Genomic DNA, 18,038 nt, shown 5'->3' on the forward strand with positions numbered 1-18,038 from the left:
TTGGCGCTGTCAGGCTTGACGGGCTCCGGCTTCGGCTCGGTCTTCTTGTCGTCGGTCGTCGGCGCCGCGGCATCGACCTCGGGGCTTCCTCCGTGCCGGGCTTGGCGCGCCGCTTGCCTTTGCGTGCCTCGGGCGCAGCCTCTCCCTCCGGCTTGGCACCCTCCTCGGCCGGCCGCGCCGCACGCTTCTGGCGCGTACCCTCGGCGGCAGGAGCAGCACCCTCGCCCTCCGGCCTCGCGGCATCCTGCGCGCGCTGGCGTCGACCCTGTTGTTCAGGCGCGGCGCCGTCCTTCTTGGCGTCCTTGGCCTGATAGCGCGTGTCGGTGGCACCGTTCGAGATCAGATAGGCGGAGAGGACGCCCGCCATATCCGAACTCGTCGTGTAGTGCTGGCGCAGGAATCCCGGCAGCGAGCCGGGCGACACGGACTTCAGCAGCCCGCGCGGGCTCTTGTGGCAGACATTGCAGGTCTGCGAGAACAGCTGCGACGGGGTCTTGCCAGCCTCGAGGTTCGTCGCCTGCGCAAGAACGGAATTAGCCGCACCGAAGCCAATCAGAAGCAACACCGTCGCGAGGCTGAGCGCTCGGCTCGACATTCCCATCATCTCCGTTGAATTTCCGCAAATGCAGCCGGCATCCGGCGCGGCGGCGGTCACCTTTTAACCGATTGAGCCGCGAATGGAAGCAGGTCCGCGCGCAAGGATGTGATTAAGCGGTTTTCGAATATCTACTTTGAACACAGTGCAACTAGCGCAGCCGGAACCGGCTCGCTAGATTTGAATGCAAACGCATAGGAACCGCTGCGGCGCCTGGGCGTCAGTTATAAAGGCCGGGTAGTCGCATCTTTCGGGTTCGCTCGAGAGGATTGCCGATGGACCGTTTGTTGCGTCGATTTCTGTCCCAATTCATCCGCCGCGGGTCGTTGACGGTGACCAGCGCGAGCGGGTCGAAGTTCACCGTCGGCGACGGCTCCGGCGAGCCGGTCGCAGTCCGCTTCGTCACTGCGGACTCCGAGCGGAGGGTCCTCGTCAATCCCGAGCTGGGGCTGGGCGAGGCCTACATGAACGGCGAGTTCGTGGTCGAGCGCGGCACCATAGCTGATGCCCTCGCGATCCTGCTCGATCAACCCGACCCATTGCCGCAGTGGGCAAAGCCGTGGTGGCACCTGCGCTACCTGACGCGGCACCTCAAGCAGTTCAATCCCCGCCCGCGCTCCCGTCAAAACGTCGCTCATCATTACGATCTCGACGGCCGGCTCTATTCGCTGTTTCTCGATGCCGACAAGCAATATAGCTGCGCCTATTTCGAGACGCCCGAGATGTCGCTGGACGACGCGCAGCTTGCCAAGAAGCGGCACATCGCGGCGAAGCTTCTCGTCAGCAATGGCCAGCGCGTGCTCGACATCGGCTCCGGCTGGGGTGGCCTCGGGCTCTATCTCGCCGAGATCGCGAGCGCCGACGTCACCGGCATCACGCTGTCGACCGAGCAGCTGGAGGTCGCCAATGCGCGCGCCGCCGAAAAGGGCCTGACGGGCTCGGCCAGATTCCAGCTCCAGGATTATCGCGACGTCGAAGGTACGTTCGACCGCATCGTCTCCGTCGGCATGTTCGAGCATGTCGGGGCGAGGTTCTACGACGCCTACTTCCAGCGCTGCGCCGAGCTGCTGAAGGAAGACGGCGTCATGCTGCTGCATTCGATCGGCCGTTCGCAGGGCCCGGATTCGACCAATCCGTGGATCGCCAAATACATCTTCCCCGGCGGCTACATTCCCGCGCTCTCGGAGGTGCTGCCGGCGATCGAGCGCGCGGGCCTGCTGGTCTGCGACATCGAGATTCTGCGCCTGCACTACGCCGAGACGCTGAAGGCCTGGCGCGAGCGGTTCATGGCGCGGCGCGAGGAAGCCGTGCAGCTCTACGACGAGCGCTTCGCCTTGATGTGGGAATTTTACCTCGCGGCCTGCGAGATGACGTTCCGCAAGCAAGCCATGATGAACTTCCAGATCCAGATCACCCGTCGCCAGGGCGTGGTGCCGATGACCCGCGACTATATCCCGCAGGAAGAAGCCCGGCTGCGGGCCCGGGAGGGCGCGGCCATGCCGAAGCTCAAGCTGGCTGGTGAATAGGTCCGGATCCTAGTGACGCAGGGTCGAAATCCCGGACGTCCGGAAAGACGCCGTTAACGCCAATTGCGCCCGCAATTCCAGCAGGATTTCGGGGGCGACCGGCTGGCGACGTACCTCGGGCCGCTCCGCGTGCTTCATAGCCGCGATCAGCCCCGACAGCCAAAGCCGGCTGCCTGCCTCGCTTCGCCAGTTCTGGTGCTGCCGTTCTGGCTGCATCGCTCGCCTCGTATCCCTGTTGGCGGGGAATGAGATAATCCCCTGCCCATCCGCCTGTTCCGACATGACACCCGAAAGAATCCGGGGAGATGTGATCTGGTTCACAGAAGTCTGGTCGGGCCTGGCTTAGACCGTCGCCATGAGCAAAGAGACCCAAACCTCATTCGACGTGCAGGACGACCTCCGCACCGATTACGCCCTGATCGTCACCGGCGTTGGGGCGGCTCTGGTTGCGCTGGTCTACCTCCTGCTGGTCTGAAGCCGAGCCGAATCGGTCAGCGTGCGTCATTTTGCGCGCCTCTCGGTAGGTCTGCGCGTCAGCCCCCAGGGTTCACGGGTTTCAGGATTTTTCCGCGGCGCGATCACAGCCCTCTGCGCCGAGCGAGCTCCGCCAAAATCCAGTCAAGCGCGGCGCGTGCTGCGACTGCTAATCATCCACCATTTTAACTGAGCGGTTGATAGCGGTCAGCTTTTGCTTCCGCTTTGACCTGCGGCGGCGCTTTATCCCGGCCCCGCATCCGCCCAAGAAAATTGCTAAGCACGTCCGACCATGGCACTGACTGATTCGAACGTTCTCAAACTCGCGCCCGATGCCGGAACTCCCGCCTATCGGAGCGCACCGCACAATATCGAGGCGGAACAGAGCCTTCTGGGCGCAATCCTGGTCAACAACGACGCCTTCTACCGCGTCTCCGACTTCCTGGAGGCGAAGCACTTCTTCGAGCCGCTGCACCAGACCATCTTCGAGACCGCGGGCAGCCTGATCCGGATGGGCAAGATCGCCACCCCGGTCACGCTGAAGACGTTCCTGCCGGCCGATACCGATGTCGGCGGCATGACCATCGGACAATACCTGGCGCGGCTTGCGGCCGAAGCCACCACCATCATCAACGCCCAGGACTATGGCCGCACCATCTACGACCTGTCGCTGCGGCGCGACCTGATCGGCATTGGCGAGGACATGGTCAACGTGGCCTATGACGCGCCGGTCGACTTCCAACCGCGGGCGCAGATCGAGGATGCCGAGCGAAAGCTGTACGAGCTCGCCGAGTCCGGCCGCTACGACGGCGGCTTCCAGAAATTCTCGCAGGCCCTCACCGTCGCGGTCGATCTCGCGGCCAAGGCATTCCAGCGCGACGGCAAGCTGTCGGGCATTTCGACGGGCCTGCGCGACCTCGACACCAAGATGGGCGGTCTGCAGCATTCCGACCTCATCATCGTCGCGGGACGCCCCGGCATGGGCAAGACGTCGCTGGCGACCAACATCGCCTACAACGTCGCGCAGGCCTACGTGCCGGAGCTTCAGGCCGACGGCACCATGAAGGCCGCCAATGGCGGCGTGATCGGCTTCTTCTCCTGCGAAATGTCGGCCGACCAGCTCGCCACGCGTATCGTGGCCGAGCGCACCGGCATTCCCTCCTCCCACATCCGCCGCGGCGGCATCACGGAAGCCGATTTCGAGAAGATCCGGCAGGTCTCGATCGAGCTGCAGTCGCTGCCGTTCTACGTCGACGCCACCGGCGGCCTCTCCATCGCGCAGCTGATGGCGCGCGCGCGCCGACTCAAGCGCCAGAAGGGCCTCGATCTCCTGGTGATCGACTACATCCAGCTGCTCTCGGGCTCGGGCAAGCGCGCCAGCGACAGTCGCGTGCAGGAAATCACGGAGATCACGACCAGCCTGAAGGCGCTGGCCAAGGAGCTCAACGTTCCCGTGATCGCGCTGTCGCAGCTCTCGCGTCAGGTGGAATCGCGCGACGACAAGCGGCCGCAGCTGTCGGACTTGCGCGAATCCGGCTCGATCGAGCAGGACGCCGACGTCGTGCTGTTCGTGTTCCGCGAGGAATATTACCTCGCCATGAAGGAGCCGCGCCCCGGCACCGAAGAGCATGCCAAATGGCAGGCCGACATGGAACGTACCGTGGGGCGCGCCGAAGTCATCATCGGCAAGCAGCGCCACGGTCCGACCGGCACCGTCGAGCTGCACTTCGATGCCTCGGTCACGCGCTTCGGCGACCTCGCGCATGACGGCCAGCTGCCGGACCGCAGCGACTACTAGATTGTTCCCCGGGTTGAACGGGGCCGGTCTCTTGCGTAAAACGACGCCATGACAATGGCGTCCGCCCCGAAATCAATCCCGCAATCCGGCCCCCTCTCCCCGGAGGCCAACCAGGCTGCCGCGCTCGCCGCCTTCGGCGGCGTGCTGACCGTCGATCTCGATGCGATCATCGCCAATTGGCGCAAGCTCGAGAAGACCGCGGTGCCGGCCGAATGTTCGGCGGTGATCAAGGCCGACGCCTATGGCTGCGGCGCCGAGCAGGTGTCGCGCGCCCTGAGCAAGGCCGGTTGCAAGACCTTCTTCGTCGCCACCATCGAGGAAGCGCGCAAGGTGCGCGCCGCCGTTCCGGAGCCCACGATCTACGTGCTCGGCGGCTATTTCCAGAACACCGGCGAGCACTACGCCAAGATCAATTGCCGTCCGGTGATCGGCGATCTCAACGAGCTCGCCGAATGGGACGTGTTCTGCCGCCGCACCGGCTGGAACGGGGGCGCCGCTGTTCACATCGACACCGGCATGAACCGGCTCGGGCTGACGCTGTCGGAGGCGCAGGCCATCATCCCCCGCATCAACGCCGGCGATCACGGCATCACGCTGGTGATGAGCCATCTGGTCTCGGCCGAGCAGCTCAACAGCCCGATCAATGCCAGACAGCTCGCGACCTTCCGCAGCATCGCCAGTGAGTTCACAGGCGTGCCGGCGGCGCTCGCCAACTCCTCCGGCATCTTCCTCGGCGCGCCCTTCCAGTTCGACCTGGTGCGCCCCGGAGCTGCGCTCTACGGCGTCAACCCGACGCCGGAGGCCGACAATCCCATGCAGCAGGTGGTCGACCTCAAGGCGCGCATCGTGCAGATCCGCACCATCGATCGCGGCGAGACCGTCGGCTATGGCGGCACCTGGACCGCGCGGCGGCCGACGAAACTGGCGATCATCGCGGTCGGCTATGCCGACGGCTATTTCCGCGCCGCCAGCTCCAATGACGGCACCCGCGGCGCCGATGTCATCGTGGCGGGCAAGCGCTGCCCTGTCGCGGGCCGCATCTCCATGGACCTGATCGCGATCGACATCACCGATCTGCCGCCGAACGCGGTGCGGCGCGGCCACATGGTGACGCTGCTCGGCGAAGGCATCACCGTCGACGAGCTCGCGCACCATTTCGGCACGATCGGCTATGAGGTGCTGACCAGCCTCGGCCGCCGCTATGCCCGCGTCTACAAGGGTGGCAATGTCGAGGAGCCGCTGACGAAGCCGGAGCCCGTCTCGAACGCCGGGGAGCCGCCTTCCCCACAGTCAATCGAACAGCCGTCGGCGTTGCCGCCGCTGCCGAGTTAAACCACCCGTACCTACTTCTTCTTTCTGCTGTCCAGCGCCGTCTTGCAGGTGGCGCTGAGCTGGTCGCGCTTGGCGTTGAGACAGGCGACGATGCCGCCACCCGGCGCGATGCCGGCGCAGAATTTGTCGTAGTCAGCCTTGCACGCGCCGCGCGTTTCGGCTGACTGTGCCGTGGCCCCGGAGAACGCGACGATGAAGGCGGTAGCGGCAAAGCTCAACTTGGACATTGTATCTCCGGGGACGAAAGGCAGAGCCGGTAGCTCTAGATGAAGATCGCGACATTCAACATCAACAACATCAACCGCCGCCTGCCCAATCTGTTGGCATGGCTGCGAATGGCGAAGCCCGATGTCGTCGCGCTTCAGGAGTTGAAGGCAAGTGATGGCGAATTTCCGGCGGCCGCCATCGAAAGGACCGGCTATGGCGCGGTGTGGCGTGGACAAAAGACCTGGAACGGCGTCGCCATCCTCGCCCGCAATGCCGAGCCCGTGCTGACGCGCGACCGTTTGCCGGGAAAGCCTGCCGATCTCGAAGCGCGCTACATCGAGGCCGCCGTGCGTGGCGTCATCGTCACTAGCATTTATCTGCCCAACGGCAATCCGCAGCCGGGACCGAAATTCGACTACAAGCTCGACTGGTTCGCGCGGCTGCGGCGCCACGCCAACACCTTCATCAAGCAGGACCTGCCGGTGGTGCTCGCCGGCGACTACAATGTTGCGCCCACCGAGATCGACATCTATCCGACGCGCTCATGGGACAAGGATGCGCTGATCCAGCCGAAGAGCCGCGCAGCCTTTGCCGCGCTGGTCGAGCAAGGCTGGTGCGACGCGATCCGCGAGCTGCATCCGGACGAGCGCATCTACACGTTCTGGGACTACAAGCGGAACCGCTGGCCACGCGATGCGGGCCTGCGGCTCGACCATCTCCTGCTCAGCCCTGCCCTCGCCCCGCGCCTCGCCAAAGCCGGCGTCGACAAGAAGATCCGCGGCGAGGACGGCGCCAGCGATCACGCGCCGGCGTGGGTGGTGTTGCGGTGACCCAAACGCTGTCAGCAGCGGGCCGCCCGATAAAACCTGAAAACAACCCCATGCACAGTAGCTGGCCCCAGTCCGCTCAATGACTTACGGGTAAACCGAAATCAAAGTTGATCCGTCGGGCAAAACACTGGCATGATGTCACCATCGAAGGCGTCCACGTGGCGCCGAGGGCTCTTCAGATCGCCCCTTCATCGGGAATGTTGAGGACGGTGCCGCAAGCCTTGCAATGCACCGCGTCGGCATCGTGCCTCTGGAGCCCGCACGTCGGGCATGGAAACCGCACCTTGTGGGGACTGAGGAGCGCGCGGGCGAGATTGAAGAACAGCGTCACGCCGAAAATCATGATCACGACGGTGATCAGACGACCGAACGTACCTGCCAGCGTGATGTCGCCGAAGCCGGTCGTCGTCAGCGCCGTGACGGTGAAATACAGGGCATCGGCATAGTTCCGGATCTCGTCGTTGCGAAACTTCTGGGTCTCGTACACGATCCCGGTCATGACGAAGATGAAAACGGCGAGGTTCGTGACGGCGAAGATGACCTCTTCGTTGCGACGAAAGAACGGGGAATCGATGCGCAGCCTCACGAGCATCTGGTAGTCGCGAAGCAGCCCCAGCGTTCGCAGGATCCGGAGAAAACCGCCCGCCTCGCCGGCAAGCGGCGCCAGGAAGGATACGATCGCAACCATGTCTGCCCAGGTCGCGAGCTGGGTGAATTTTTGAAACGGATGCCGATCGACCAGGAGCCGGGCGGAGAAGTCGGCCAGCAGAATAACGCCGAACAGGACGTCGAGCGTCTCGACGATGTCACTGGGCGGCAGGAACGAGGTCGCAATAATGAACAGCACCGTCACGATATCGAAGATGAGCAGCGCATAACGGAAGCGCACGCCGTCCGGCGTTGCGCCCTCGTAAAGGAGTCGGACGTTGCTTTTGAGAGACGTGAGGGTCACTGCACCATGATCGCGGTTTGCACGGATGATGGCAACTCGGAGCGAGTGCCGCAACCGACGACGTTTGTATAGCTAGAGTGGGCCTCGCGATTAGGAACCCGGACCGCGACGCGGTGTTCAGCTCTCTTTGGGGGCTGAATGCTCAAACCCGACGATTGTCGCAAGCTTGCGGAGCAATATCGAGCGCGCGCGAATGATGCCACATCGGCGAAGCGCCTCGCCAATGTGCTTCTGAGCGTTTCCAACGCCTATCTCGCTCTGGCGAGCCAACTGGAGCTCCTTGCGTCCGTCGAACATCAGGAGCACGCGAGGAGAGCCGGTCGGAACGTTCAAGGCTGAGCCGTCAGACGAAAGATGCAAACCGAGCCGGCGGCGGCGCCATGAAACCTCCTCATTGCGGTGCCCCGCGATCGAGTTCGCCCCGCTGATCCCTCGGAGGGAAGCCTCTTGACCTCCGCGGCCTGGTAAGCATACTGGTCTGACCACGATCAGACCAAGAGATGGGGATGGAGTTCAAGCGAGCCGCCGACGGCGAAAAGGGGTTCGAGAAGGTGTTTGCCTTCCTGCGCGAGCGCCTGCTTACCGGCTCGCTCAGGCCGGGCGACCGCCTGATTTCGGAGCGCGAGCTCGCCACCCTGCTCGGCGTCAGCCGGCCAATCGTCCGCGAGGCTCTGCGCGCCCTCACCGTCCTCGGGATCGTCGAGATCCGCGACCGCATCGGCACCGTCGTGACGCGGCCAGATGTCTCGGTGCTGAACGACTTCTTCACTTTCGCCCTCGCCCAGCAGGCCGACATGCTCGAGGACGTCATGCAGGCGCGCGTCGCGATCGAATGCCAGGCGATCCGGCTCGCCTGCGAGCGCGCCAACATCGCCGATTTCGAACGGCTGCAGCGCGCGCTGACGAAGATCGGCGAGACCATCGACGAAGCCGATGCCGGCGGCATGGCCGATTTCGACTTCCACCGCGCGATCGTCGTCGCCTCACATTCGGAGACGCTGAGCGTGCTGCACGCCTCCATGGCGGGCCTGTTGACACATTCGCATCGCAGCCGCCGCGAACTGGTGCAGGCCTTCCCGTCGATGAAGACCTACCTTGTCGACGATCACCGCCGCATCTTCGAAGCCCTCATTGCGCGCGATCCCGAGCGCGCGGATGCGACGCTGCGCAAGCATTTCGCCATCGGCGACGAATACCGCAGACGCGCCGTCGTCGGCGACATCGACAAGACCAGTGCCTCGGGCTGATCGCGCACAGCCCTTCAATCAAGACGCCAATTAAACAAGAAACGGACTGACGACATGGGACGGAACGACAAGGGCAAGGTCGGCTTCATCGGCATCGGCACGATGGGGCGGGAGATGGTGCGCAACCTGCAGGCGGCGGGCCACGCGGTCCGCGTCTTCGATCTGAACGAAGCCGCGCTGGCCGACAGCGTCAAGGAAGGCGCGACGCGTGCCAAAAGCCCTGCCGATGCCGCGCAAGGCACCGATATCGTCATCACCATGCTGCCCGACACGCCCCACGTCGAGGCGACGATCTACGGCGAGCAGGGCCTGCTGAATTTCCCGCCGCCGGGCAAGCTGATCGTCGACATGAGCACGATCTCGCCGGTCGCCGTTCGCCGCATCCATTCGGACCTGCAGAAGACAGGCGTCGGCTTCATCGACGCGCCGGTCTCCGGCGGGCCGGTGGGCGCCAGGAACGCCGCGCTCTCGATCATGGCCGGCGGCGATGCGGACACGTTCGCCAAGGCCGAGCCGTTCTTCCGCGCGATGGGCACGACCATCACCCATGTCGGCGCATCCGGCGCCGGCCAGACCGTCAAGCTCTGCAATCAGCTGATCTGCGGCATCAACATCCAGGCGATCTGCGAGGCGCTCGCGCTCGGCCGCGCTTCGGGCCTCGATCTCAACCTGCTGCGCCGGGTGCTGCTCGGCGGCTCCGCCGCTTCCTGGATGCTGGACAAGCTCGGCCCCGCGATGATCGCCGGCGACGTCTCCGCGGGCTTCCGGATCGATCTGCAGCTCAAAGACCTTCGCCTCGTGCAGGAGCACGCACAGGCCCTGAACGTGCCCCTGCCCGGCACCGCGCTCGTCACCAGCCAATATGTCGACGCGCGCGCCCATGGCGAAGGCAGCAACGGCAACCAGGCGCTGTTCCGCGTCTATGACCGCATGACCAACCAGACCACCGGCTGACCCTGGAACGATGAGCCTCCAACTCGACTTTCCCGCAGTGCTGGAGCGTTGGCCGAGCTTTCTGGCCGGCGCCGTCCTCACGCTTGAGTTGGCATTCTTCGCGACCGTGCTAGGCGCTTTGCTCGGCACGCTCGCGGCGGTCGGACGCGGCACGCACAATTCGCTGATTGCAGGCGCCTGCAAAGTCTATGTCGAGACCATCCGCAACACCCCGCTGCTGGTGCAGATCTTCCTGGTCTATTTCGGCCTCGCCAGCCTCGGCCTGAAATACTCCGCCTTCACGGTGGCGGTGGCGGCGCTGACCATCAATGTCGGCGCCTATACCGCTGAGATCATGCGGGCCGGCTTCGAGGCGATCCCGCTCCTGTTTCCGCGCCGGCGCCGGCTCGGCACGCCGTTGTGAGATGACCATGGGCGGACATCTCAACATCAATCACCTGATGTTCCTCGGCCAGGGCGCGCTGTGGACCATTGGTCTGTCGCTGATCGCGCTGATCGGCGGCGGCATCGTCGGCTTCGTGATCGCGCTGGCGCGCATCTCGCCGCTGAAATCGGTGCGGCTCGCCAGTGCGATCTATGTCCAGTTGATCCAGGGCACGCCGCTGCTCGTCATCCTGTTCCTCGGCTATTTCGGTCTTGCCGCGATCGGCCTGAAGGTCTCGCCGCTGGTCGCGGCCGGTGCCTCGCTGACGCTCTACGTCGCGGCCTATCTCGGCGAGATCTGGCGCGGCTGCATCCAGTCTGTGCCGAAGCCGCAATGGGAAGCCGCCGAAGGCCTGGCGCTGAGCCGCACCCAGCGCATGGTCAAGGTGATCCTGCCGCAGGCGATCCGCATCGCGACGCCGCCGACCGTCGGCTTCATGGTGCAGATCATCAAGAACACCTCGCTCGCGTCCGTGGTCGGCTTCGTCGAGCTGATGCGCTCGGGCCAGATCGTCAACAACTCGCTGTTCGAACCGTTCGCCATTTACGCCATCATCGCCGTCACCTACTTCGCCATGTGCTATCCCCTGTCGCTGTTCAGCCAGAGGCTGGAACGGCAGATGGGTCGTGGCAGGTCCAACCTCGCGCCAACCTGACATGCAGCAAAACGCCCCCTCCTCCGAACCGATCGTGTCGCTCCACAACGTGCAGAAGAGCTTTGGCGCGCTCCGCGTGCTCGACGGCGTCTCCTTTGCCGTTGCACGTGGCGAGGTGCTCGCCCTGATCGGCCGCTCCGGCTCCGGCAAGAGCACGGCGCTGCGCTGCATCGACCGCTTCGAGAAGGTCGACGGCGGCCAGATCGTGGTCTGCGGGCATCGCGTCGACCGTCCCGACGTGAACTTGCGTGCGCTACGCCAGGACGTCGGCATCGTGTTCCAGAGCTACAATCTGTTTCCGCACCTCACCATCGAGCAGAACATCACGCTCGCGCCCTGCGCGGTGAAGGGCATGGCGACGTCGCAGGCCAAGGATCTCGCACGAAAAGTTCTGGCGCAGGTCGGGCTGGATGAAAAGCTGCACGCCTATCCCGAGCAGCTCTCGGGCGGCCAGCAGCAGCGCGCCGCAATCGCCCGCTCGCTCGCCATGCAGCCGAAGGTGATGCTGTTCGACGAGGTCACCTCCGCGCTCGATCCCGAACTCACCGGCGAAGTGCTGAAGGTGATCGAACAGCTCGCGGCTGACGGCATGACCATGGTGATGGTTACCCACGAAATGGGCTTCGCCAAGGGCATCGCCGACCGGATCGTGTTCATGCATCGCGGCAAGGTCCACGAGACCGGACCTGCCTCGATCCTGACGTCGCCGACCACGCCCGAACTCACGCAATTCGTGGGGACGGGGAACCTAAAATCATAACAGGGAGAGGAGAACCAAGGGATGACCAACAGAATGGTGCTGGGGACTGCCGCCGCGTTGTGCGGCCTCATCATGATGGCGGCAACGCCCGCGTCGGCCGATCTGCTCGACGACATCATGAAGGCGAAGAAGATCCGCATATCGACCGACCTCGCCATCCCGCCCTCGGGCATGATGGATTCCACCATGAAGCCGACGGGCTCCGATGTCGAAGTGGCGCAGATGCTCGCCAAGGATTGGGGCCTCGAGCTGGAATTCATCCAGACCACCGGTGCGACCCGCATCCCGAACGTCCTGACCGGCAAGGCCGACATCATCATCTCGACCCTGTCGGTGACGGCCGAGCGTGCCAAGGTGATCGACTTCACCAAGCGCTATGCGACGCTGCAATCCGACGTCGGCTGCCTGAAATCGTCGACCGTGAAGGACTGGCCGGACCTGAAGGACAAGTCGATCGGCGTCTCGCGCGGCACCACGCAGGACACAACCTTGTCCAACATGAAGGACAAGGACCTCAAGATCGCGCGCTATGACGACGATGCCACCATGGTGACGGCGGCGGTGTCGGGCCAGGTCGACTGCGTCGGCTCGTCCGCGACAATCATCAACCAGATCGGCGTGAAGAATCCCTCGCGCGTGTTCGAGTCCCGGATTCCGCTGGCGACCTTCGACCTCGCGATCGGCCTGAAGAAGGGTGAGCAGCCGCTGATGGACAAGCTCAACGCCTGGATCACCGACAACGTCAAGAACGGCAAGCTCAACGCCATCTACAAGAAATTCCACGGCGTCGATCTGCCGGCGGACATGCGCAGCTGAACTACGGGGAAAGATATCGTGACAGCCGCGCGCGGCTGTCACGATCAATGCAAAGATCAAGAAGGACAAAGAATGCGTCTCGTCATCGGATCCGACCACGCCGGCTGGCCGCTCAAACAGACCGTCATCGACCACATCCGCAAGCTCGGCCACGAGGTCATCGACGTCGGCTCCTATGACGACAAGCCGGTGGATTTCCCCGACATCGCCCGCGCCGTGGCGGCGAAGGTGACGTCGGGCGAAGCCGCGCGCGGCATCATGGTGTGCGGCACCGGCGTTGGCGCCTCGATCGCCGCCAACAAGATGAAGGGCATCCGCGCCGCGGTCTGCCACGACGTCCACTCCGCGCATCAGAGCGTCGAGCATGACGACGTCAACGTCATGTGCATCGGCGCGCAGATCGTCGGCGCCTGGCTCGCTGTCGATCTCGTGTCGTCGTACCTGTCCGCCGAATTCTCCACCGACGAGGATTTCCGCCGCCGCGTCGAGAAGCTGCGCGTCATGGACGAGAAAGGCTGAGGGCTCTCCGCCATGATCCTGGTGTTCGGATCGCTCAACATCGATCTGGTCGCGCAGGTTCCGGTGATTCCAGGTCCCGGCCGAACGGTGCTGGCGCCGTCCTACCGGACGCATTTCGGCGGCAAGGGTGCCAATCAGGCCGTTGCCGCCGCGCGGATCGCCGGGCCTCGACGCGTGAGCATGGCTGGCCGCGTCGGCCGGGACGGATTTGGCGACAGCGCGATCGAGAACCTCAGAGCCAACGGCGTCGACGCCGATCACGTCATCAGAGCCGACGAGCCGACCGGCTGCGCTTTCATCACCGTCGATCAGGCCGGCGAGAACGCAATCACGGTGGCGAGCGGCGCCAACATGACGGCGCGTGCCGGCGATCTTGCGAGGGAGCTGTTCAATTTGGACACCGTGCTAGTGCTTCAGATGGAGGTGCCCTTTGCGCACGCGCTGGAAGCTGCCCGAAGAACCGCCGCGGCCTCCGGCACCGTCATCTGGAACCTTGCACCCGTTCCGGAGCAGATGACGCGTGAGATGGTCACGGAGCTTCTCGCCGTCACCGACTATCTCCTCGTCAACGAGCACGAGGCGCGCGACGCCGCCACCGCCATCGGTCTGGCGTCCGCCGACTACGAAGCCGCAAGCGCCGGACTCGCGAAGTCCGGCAACCTCACCTGCATTGTCACCGCCGGCGCACAAGGCGCGCTCGCCGTGACGGCGGAAGGCACCCGCCTGCGGGCGCCCGCCCAGCGCATCACGCCGGTGGACACGACCGGTGCCGGCGACACCTTCGTCGGCGCCTTTGCGGCGATGATCAGCGAAGGCGTGTCGCTGCAACGCGCGCTCGAAGTGAGTTGCGAAGCGGCGGCTTTGAAATGCCTCAAGGCCGGCGCCCAGACCGGCATGCCCATGCGCAGCGCGATGGGCTCCCTCGCGTAGGACTGATCGCCCGCATCGCTGCCCGCGGCTAAACTCTCCCGATTCCTGGAGGCTGTTTTGGCCTTTCTCTTCGTCCTCGCCGTCGGCCTCGTCGCCGGCACCATCTCCGGCATCGTCGGCACCGGCTCGTCGATCATGCTGATGCCGGTGCTGGTCTATGCCTATGGGCCGAAGGAGGCCGTGCCGATCATGGCGGTGGCCTCCGTCATGGCGAATTTTTCGCGGATCCTGGCCTGGTGGCGCGAGGTCGATTGGCGGGCCTGCGCGGCCTATTCGGTCACGGGCATCCCGGCGGCGGCGCTCGGCGCGCGGACGCTGCTGGCACTGCCCTCGCATGCCGTCGATCTCACCATCGGCCTCTTCCTGATCGCGATGGTGCCGGTGCGGCACTTTCTGGCGCGGCACGAGCTCAAGGCCAATCTCTGGCATCTCGCCATCGGCGGCGCGCTGATCGGCTATCTCACCGGCATCGTGGTCTCGACCGGGCCGCTCAGCGTGCCGTTGTTCCTGTTCTACGGCCTGTCCAAGGGCGCATTCCTCGCCACCGAAGCGGCCTCCTCGCTCGGGCTCTATTTCGCGAAGTCGGTGACCTTCGAGCGTTTCGGCGCGCTCACCGGCGAGGTCTTCATCAAGGGTCTGATCGCGGGCGCCTCACTGATGTCGGGCGCCTTCATCGCCAAACGCTTCGTGCTGCATCTGAGGCCGGAAACCTTCCGCCTGCTGATGGACGCGATCATGATCGCGGCGGGGCTCTCGATGCTCTGGACCGCAACGCAGCCGTGACCCAGCCGCTACTCAGACGGCGAATTCGGGGGTGATCGATGGGCCGTCAGAGACGACGCGGCTCGCCACGGCCGGCTGCCCGTCGAGCCATTGCAGCACGGCCTCGAGTGGCTGCGGCCGCTGATAGAGGAACCCCTGCCCGAGCCGCACGCCCATCTCGCGCATGGCCTCGGCCTGCTCGGCGCGCTCGATGCCTTCGGCGACCAATGTCAGTCCCAGCGTGGCGCCAAGCGATGCGATGACGCCGACAATGGCCTTGTCCTCGGCGCTGTCGGGGATCTCGCTGATGAACGCCTTGTCGATCTTCACCTTGTCGAGCGGAAACCGGCGCAGATGGGCGAGCGAAGAGTAGCCCGTGCCGAAATCGTCGAGCGCGATCGTGGCTCCCAGGCGCCGCAGGCGATGCAGCGTTTCGGAGGCGCTGGCGATGTTGTTGATCAGCGACCCTTCCGTGATCTCGAGCTCGAGCATCGATGCCGCGACACCGAAGCGCGCACAGGTCGCGCGCAGCTCGGCGGCGAGCGAGTGGTCGGCAAGCTCGGACGGCGGCAGATTGATCGCGATCCGCAGCTGCGGCCTGCCCGCAGCGGCCAATTGCTGCAAGGCCCGGCAGGCATCGGTCAGCACGTAGCGGGTCAGCCGCGCATTGTTCCCGCTGCGCTCGATCAGCGGCAGGAATTCGCCGGGGCCGATCACGCCGTGCTCGGGATGGCGCCAGCGGATCAGCGCTTCCAGACCTACGACCTCATGGCTATCGAGATCGACCTGGCTCTGGTACCAGACCTCGAACTGGCCCTCGGCGAAGCCGGTGGGAATTGCGAGCTCGAGATCCCTGCGGCGGCGATAGTCGCGCTGAAGCGCTTCGTCCAGCACGGCGACCGTGCCGGGCGCCTTGCTCTTGGCGTGATAGAGCGCGATGTCGGCGAGCGTCGGCAGATGCGACAGTTCCGGATCGTCGGCGTGGCGCACGGCAAGGCCGATGCTGGCGCGCGGCACCACCTGCTTGTCATGGAGGCGGATCGGCTCGGAAATGGCATCGAGCACGCGTTGAGCGAATGCGTGCGCGGCCTGCTCGTCGCTCACCTCGGGGCGAATGACGACGAACTCGTCGCCGCCGAGCCGGGCGACCCAGTCCTCGGCTTCGACCGCGCGACGAAGGCGCTGCGAAATCTGGACCAGGAACGCATCGCCGGCCTCGTGACCGAAGGTGTCGTTGATGCCCTTGAAGTCGTCGAGATCGATGAAGCAGAACGCGACCAGCGTATCCGGCGCGCCTCCATTCTGGCTCGTCACGGCGAGGCGCTCGGTCAGGGAGCGCCGGTTCGGCAGCCCGGTGAGCGGATCGTGCGTCGCCATGTGCCCGAGCCGGTCCAGCGCGCCCGACGTCGTGTGCTGCATGGCGTTGAAAGCGCGCGCGAGCTGCCCGAATTCGTTCGAGGACGTGACATCGGCCGGATAGGCCCGGCCGTCCTGCTTGCTGCGCTGGATCGCCGACATCATGGCCGCGAGCGGCCGGCCGATGAAGATGTTGGCGGAGATGCGCATGGCGATCAGGGTCGCGAACGTTGCCAGCAGCCCGACGACGAGCAGCAGCATCAGGCGGCTGCCCGCATCCGCGTACAGGGTCACACGCGAATAGGCGATGGCGATGCGGCCGGCCTGAACGGCCATGTTGCCGTTGCTGTAGTGGATCGGGTGCGAGACTTCGGCGACCGACTGGCCTTGGGGGCGTGCGACCACGCGGGCGATCGCAGCGCCGGTATCGTCATAGACGGCCGCCGCCGCAATGGTCTCGTCGTGCATGATCTCGTTGAGCACGCCCGTGACCTGGTCGTAGCGCATCTTCCAGAGCGGCTCGGCGATCAGCTCGGCCCGGCTCTCGGCGACGCGGGCCATGCGGGCGTCGAGTTGCCTGAGCTGCGACCAGAAGCTCGATGCCTCGACGCCGGCGGAGGCGAGCAATTGCACCAGCAGCAGAACGGGCACGGTGGCCCAGATCATCGCGTGGACGACCGAGCGCAAGCGCGGCGGCGCTGCCTGCTCGTTGCGATCCGGCTCGGTCATCGCCTCATCCTTGCGCATCAGTCGGCAACGCCTTCGGCGACCGGCAGCGACGAGATGAGCGCATCGAGGGAAAAGTCATATTGACCGCAGCGCCCGGCCTTCGCCCGGAACCGCGCGAAGTCGATCCGGTCGAACGCACGGGTCTTGATGAGGTCGCCGACCGAAGCGAGATTGTCGCGCGTGATCGCTGACGTCTTGACCTCGACGCGGGGCGAGACGGCTGCAAAATCGCAGCCATCGGCATAATCGCGCAGGAGAATGACGGACCAGCCGCCGAGCAGGAAATGCCCGCCATCGGTCAGGAGCATGCGGCCCGCCTTGATCTCGCGCAGCGCATCCTCCGACCAGTTGAGGCCGACCACCTGGATGTTCTCGCCGGGCACGAGGCCGGCGGCGATCGTCGCGCGCAGCGCGCCGAGCGCCATCGGATCGTTTCCGGCCCAGATCCCGGCGGGCCGGATCTGCTTGCGCGCGGCCCAGCTCAGGTAATTTGCCGTGACCCGCTCGGCCTCGGACTTCGTCCAGTTGGCGAACAGCATGCGGTCCACCACGACGTCGGACGCAGCATCCACCGCGAGCGTGAGGCCGGCGTTGCGGGCGATCGAGGCGGGCGTGGTCTCGTCGCCACCGATGCCGAGAATGTGGATCTTGCCGTCCGCGCTCTGCCATTTCTCGGCACGCGCCGCCGTGATCAGCGCATTGGCCATCCGCGCGCCCGCGGTCTGAAGATCGGTCGTGATGTCGCCGAGCCAGGTCTTGAGCTTTTGCCTGGGCGGTCCAAGGCGCACCGCGTCCTCGCCGATCAGCGTGTTCGAAAGCAGCAGCGTCTTGACGCCCGCGGCTTCGGCCGCCTCCAGGATGGGAACGGCGGCGGATTCCTCGTTCGACAGGATGAGGAAGTCGGGCTTGTCGGGACGGGCCACCACGCCGAAGCCGAGCTCCTGCATGGTGCGGTGGTTCCGCTCGCTGGTCAGCACCTCGACATGGGCATCGAGCTTGCGGCCGGCGGCCTGCATGGTCTGCGCGACCATGTCCCAATAGACCTCGCCGGACTTGCCGGGATTGACGAAGACGATGTTGAGGGGCTTGGCGATGCTACCGCCAACGGACCCGAAGACGCCGCAGGCCATGCCCGCCGCGAGCAATATTCGCAGGAATCTCGTCAATTTCGC

17 protein-coding genes and 3 pseudogenes are annotated in these 18,038 nt (G+C 65.1%); 14 read left to right on the top strand and 6 right to left on the bottom strand.

Going from position 1 to position 18,038, the window contains the following annotated elements; translation table 11 throughout:
* Positions 1–595 (bottom strand): annotated as a pseudogene (locus tag XF30_RS23830) (hypothetical protein); the annotation flags it as partial.
* A 275-nt stretch (positions 596–870) separates the two neighbouring features.
* Between XF30_RS23830 and XF30_RS23835 the strand changes: the two are divergent.
* Positions 871–2,121, top strand: a complete 1,251-nt coding sequence (locus tag XF30_RS23835) for a cyclopropane fatty acid synthase (protein ID WP_036022698.1) — start codon at positions 871–873, stop codon at positions 2,119–2,121.
* Between the two features lie 9 nt (positions 2,122–2,130).
* On the opposite strand, the gene XF30_RS23840 is transcribed toward XF30_RS23835, so the two are convergent.
* A complete protein-coding gene (locus tag XF30_RS23840) occupies positions 2,131–2,442 on the bottom strand; it encodes a hypothetical protein (RefSeq protein ID WP_225112255.1) in 312 nt (103 codons plus the stop codon).
* Between the two features lie 445 nt (positions 2,443–2,887).
* On the opposite strand from XF30_RS23840, the gene XF30_RS23845 reads away from it, so the two are divergent.
* The gene (locus XF30_RS23845; RefSeq protein WP_036000744.1) at positions 2,888–4,393 is read left to right on the top strand and encodes a replicative DNA helicase; all 1,506 of its coding nucleotides are present in this window, start codon (positions 2,888–2,890) and stop codon (positions 4,391–4,393) included.
* 54 nt (positions 4,394–4,447) lie between these two features.
* The gene (gene alr / locus XF30_RS23850) at positions 4,448–5,725 is read left to right on the top strand and encodes an alanine racemase (protein WP_192893438.1); all 1,278 of its coding nucleotides are present in this window, start codon (positions 4,448–4,450) and stop codon (positions 5,723–5,725) included.
* An 11-nt stretch (positions 5,726–5,736) separates the two neighbouring features.
* Here alr and XF30_RS23855 read toward each other — a convergent pair whose 3' ends face one another.
* The gene (locus XF30_RS23855) at positions 5,737–5,952 is read right to left on the bottom strand and encodes a hypothetical protein (protein WP_036034055.1); all 216 of its coding nucleotides are present in this window, start codon (positions 5,950–5,952) and stop codon (positions 5,737–5,739) included.
* 39 nt (positions 5,953–5,991) lie between these two features.
* On the opposite strand from XF30_RS23855, the gene XF30_RS23860 reads away from it, so the two are divergent.
* On the top strand, positions 5,992–6,762 hold the full coding sequence (locus tag XF30_RS23860) for an exodeoxyribonuclease III (RefSeq protein ID WP_109144012.1): 771 nt from the start codon (positions 5,992–5,994) through the stop codon (positions 6,760–6,762).
* 175 nt (positions 6,763–6,937) lie between these two features.
* On the opposite strand, the gene XF30_RS23865 is transcribed toward XF30_RS23860, so the two are convergent.
* On the bottom strand, positions 6,938–7,714 hold the full coding sequence (locus XF30_RS23865; RefSeq protein ID WP_036000861.1) for a potassium channel family protein: 777 nt from the start codon (positions 7,712–7,714) through the stop codon (positions 6,938–6,940).
* A 138-nt stretch (positions 7,715–7,852) separates the two neighbouring features.
* Here XF30_RS23865 and XF30_RS37860 point away from each other — a divergent pair, with 138 nt between their 5' ends.
* The 10 genes and pseudogenes from XF30_RS37860 to XF30_RS23915 all read left to right on the top strand — a co-directional run bounded on the left by XF30_RS37860 (position 7,853) and on the right by XF30_RS23915 (position 14,802).
* Positions 7,853–8,053, top strand: coding sequence for a hypothetical protein (locus tag XF30_RS37860; protein WP_141697612.1), 201 nt, complete (start codon positions 7,853–7,855; stop codon positions 8,051–8,053).
* 167 nt (positions 8,054–8,220) lie between these two features.
* Positions 8,221–8,961 (top strand): FadR/GntR family transcriptional regulator, encoded by a 741-nt coding sequence (locus XF30_RS23875; protein ID WP_036000760.1) that lies wholly within the window; start codon positions 8,221–8,223, stop codon positions 8,959–8,961.
* A 48-nt stretch (positions 8,962–9,009) separates the two neighbouring features.
* Positions 9,010–9,915: pseudogene (locus XF30_RS23880) on the top strand (NAD(P)-dependent oxidoreductase); the annotation flags it as partial.
* A 10-nt stretch (positions 9,916–9,925) separates the two neighbouring features.
* A pseudogene (locus XF30_RS23885) lies at positions 9,926–10,276 on the top strand (ABC transporter permease subunit); the annotation flags it as partial.
* A gap of 49 nt (positions 10,277–10,325) precedes the next feature.
* Positions 10,326–10,994, top strand: coding sequence for an amino acid ABC transporter permease (locus XF30_RS23890; protein WP_036000865.1), 669 nt, complete (start codon positions 10,326–10,328; stop codon positions 10,992–10,994).
* Position 10,995: 1 nt separating this feature from the next.
* Complete coding sequence (locus tag XF30_RS23895; protein WP_036000768.1) at positions 10,996–11,754, top strand: amino acid ABC transporter ATP-binding protein; 759 nt, start codon at positions 10,996–10,998, stop codon at positions 11,752–11,754.
* Between the two features lie 21 nt (positions 11,755–11,775).
* Positions 11,776–12,570 carry a transporter substrate-binding domain-containing protein gene (locus XF30_RS23900; RefSeq protein WP_036000770.1) on the top strand — a complete coding sequence of 265 codons (795 nt, stop codon included), beginning with the start codon at positions 11,776–11,778 and terminating at the stop codon, positions 12,568–12,570.
* Between the two features lie 72 nt (positions 12,571–12,642).
* A complete protein-coding gene (gene rpiB, locus XF30_RS23905) occupies positions 12,643–13,089 on the top strand; it encodes a ribose 5-phosphate isomerase B (protein ID WP_036000775.1) in 447 nt (148 codons plus the stop codon).
* A gap of 12 nt (positions 13,090–13,101) precedes the next feature.
* Positions 13,102–14,019 (top strand): ribokinase, encoded by a 918-nt coding sequence (locus XF30_RS23910; RefSeq protein WP_109144014.1) that lies wholly within the window; start codon positions 13,102–13,104, stop codon positions 14,017–14,019.
* 57 nt (positions 14,020–14,076) lie between these two features.
* On the top strand, positions 14,077–14,802 hold the full coding sequence (locus XF30_RS23915; protein ID WP_109144015.1) for a sulfite exporter TauE/SafE family protein: 726 nt from the start codon (positions 14,077–14,079) through the stop codon (positions 14,800–14,802).
* A gap of 12 nt (positions 14,803–14,814) precedes the next feature.
* Here the strand turns inward: XF30_RS23915 and XF30_RS23920 are convergent, their stop codons facing one another.
* Positions 14,815–16,866: a putative bifunctional diguanylate cyclase/phosphodiesterase gene (locus tag XF30_RS23920; RefSeq protein ID WP_502696138.1), complete on the bottom strand. Its 2,052-nt coding sequence runs from the start codon at positions 16,864–16,866 to the stop codon at positions 14,815–14,817.
* A 17-nt stretch (positions 16,867–16,883) separates the two neighbouring features.
* On the bottom strand, positions 16,884–17,996 hold the full coding sequence (locus XF30_RS23925) for an ABC transporter substrate-binding protein (RefSeq protein ID WP_036000788.1): 1,113 nt from the start codon (positions 17,994–17,996) through the stop codon (positions 16,884–16,886).
* Positions 17,997–18,038: the final 42 nt, after the last annotated feature.

The sequence above is a fragment of the Bradyrhizobium sp. SUTN9-2 genome (genome assembly GCF_003122645.1).
Taxonomy (GTDB): domain Bacteria; phylum Pseudomonadota; class Alphaproteobacteria; order Rhizobiales; family Xanthobacteraceae; genus Bradyrhizobium; species Bradyrhizobium yuanmingense.

What these genes read in the sequence shown, in the direction of transcription:
- XF30_RS23835 (WP_036022698.1), top strand. Translation starts at nt 871, where the DNA reads ATGGACCGTTTGTTGCGTCGATTTCTGTCCCAATTCATCCGCCGCGGG.
- XF30_RS37860 (WP_141697612.1), top strand. Translation starts at nt 7,853, where the DNA reads ATGCTCAAACCCGACGATTGTCGCAAGCTTGCGGAGCAATATCGAGCG.
- XF30_RS23925 (WP_036000788.1), bottom strand. Translation starts at nt 17,996, where the DNA reads ATGGCCTGCGGCGTCTTCGGGTCCGTTGGCGGTAGCATCGCCAAGCCC.
- XF30_RS23910 (WP_109144014.1), top strand. Translation starts at nt 13,102, where the DNA reads ATGATCCTGGTGTTCGGATCGCTCAACATCGATCTGGTCGCGCAGGTT.
- XF30_RS23890 (WP_036000865.1), top strand. Translation starts at nt 10,326, where the DNA reads ATGGGCGGACATCTCAACATCAATCACCTGATGTTCCTCGGCCAGGGC.
- XF30_RS23860 (WP_109144012.1), top strand. Translation starts at nt 5,992, where the DNA reads ATGAAGATCGCGACATTCAACATCAACAACATCAACCGCCGCCTGCCC.
- XF30_RS23895 (WP_036000768.1), top strand. Translation starts at nt 10,996, where the DNA reads ATGCAGCAAAACGCCCCCTCCTCCGAACCGATCGTGTCGCTCCACAAC.
- alr (WP_192893438.1), top strand. Translation starts at nt 4,448, where the DNA reads ATGGCGTCCGCCCCGAAATCAATCCCGCAATCCGGCCCCCTCTCCCCG.
- rpiB (WP_036000775.1), top strand. Translation starts at nt 12,643, where the DNA reads ATGCGTCTCGTCATCGGATCCGACCACGCCGGCTGGCCGCTCAAACAG.
- XF30_RS23855 (WP_036034055.1), bottom strand. Translation starts at nt 5,952, where the DNA reads ATGTCCAAGTTGAGCTTTGCCGCTACCGCCTTCATCGTCGCGTTCTCC.
- XF30_RS23900 (WP_036000770.1), top strand. Translation starts at nt 11,776, where the DNA reads ATGACCAACAGAATGGTGCTGGGGACTGCCGCCGCGTTGTGCGGCCTC.
- XF30_RS23920 (WP_502696138.1), bottom strand. Translation starts at nt 16,866, where the DNA reads ATGACCGAGCCGGATCGCAACGAGCAGGCAGCGCCGCCGCGCTTGCGC.
- XF30_RS23875 (WP_036000760.1), top strand. Translation starts at nt 8,221, where the DNA reads ATGGAGTTCAAGCGAGCCGCCGACGGCGAAAAGGGGTTCGAGAAGGTG.
- XF30_RS23845 (WP_036000744.1), top strand. Translation starts at nt 2,888, where the DNA reads ATGGCACTGACTGATTCGAACGTTCTCAAACTCGCGCCCGATGCCGGA.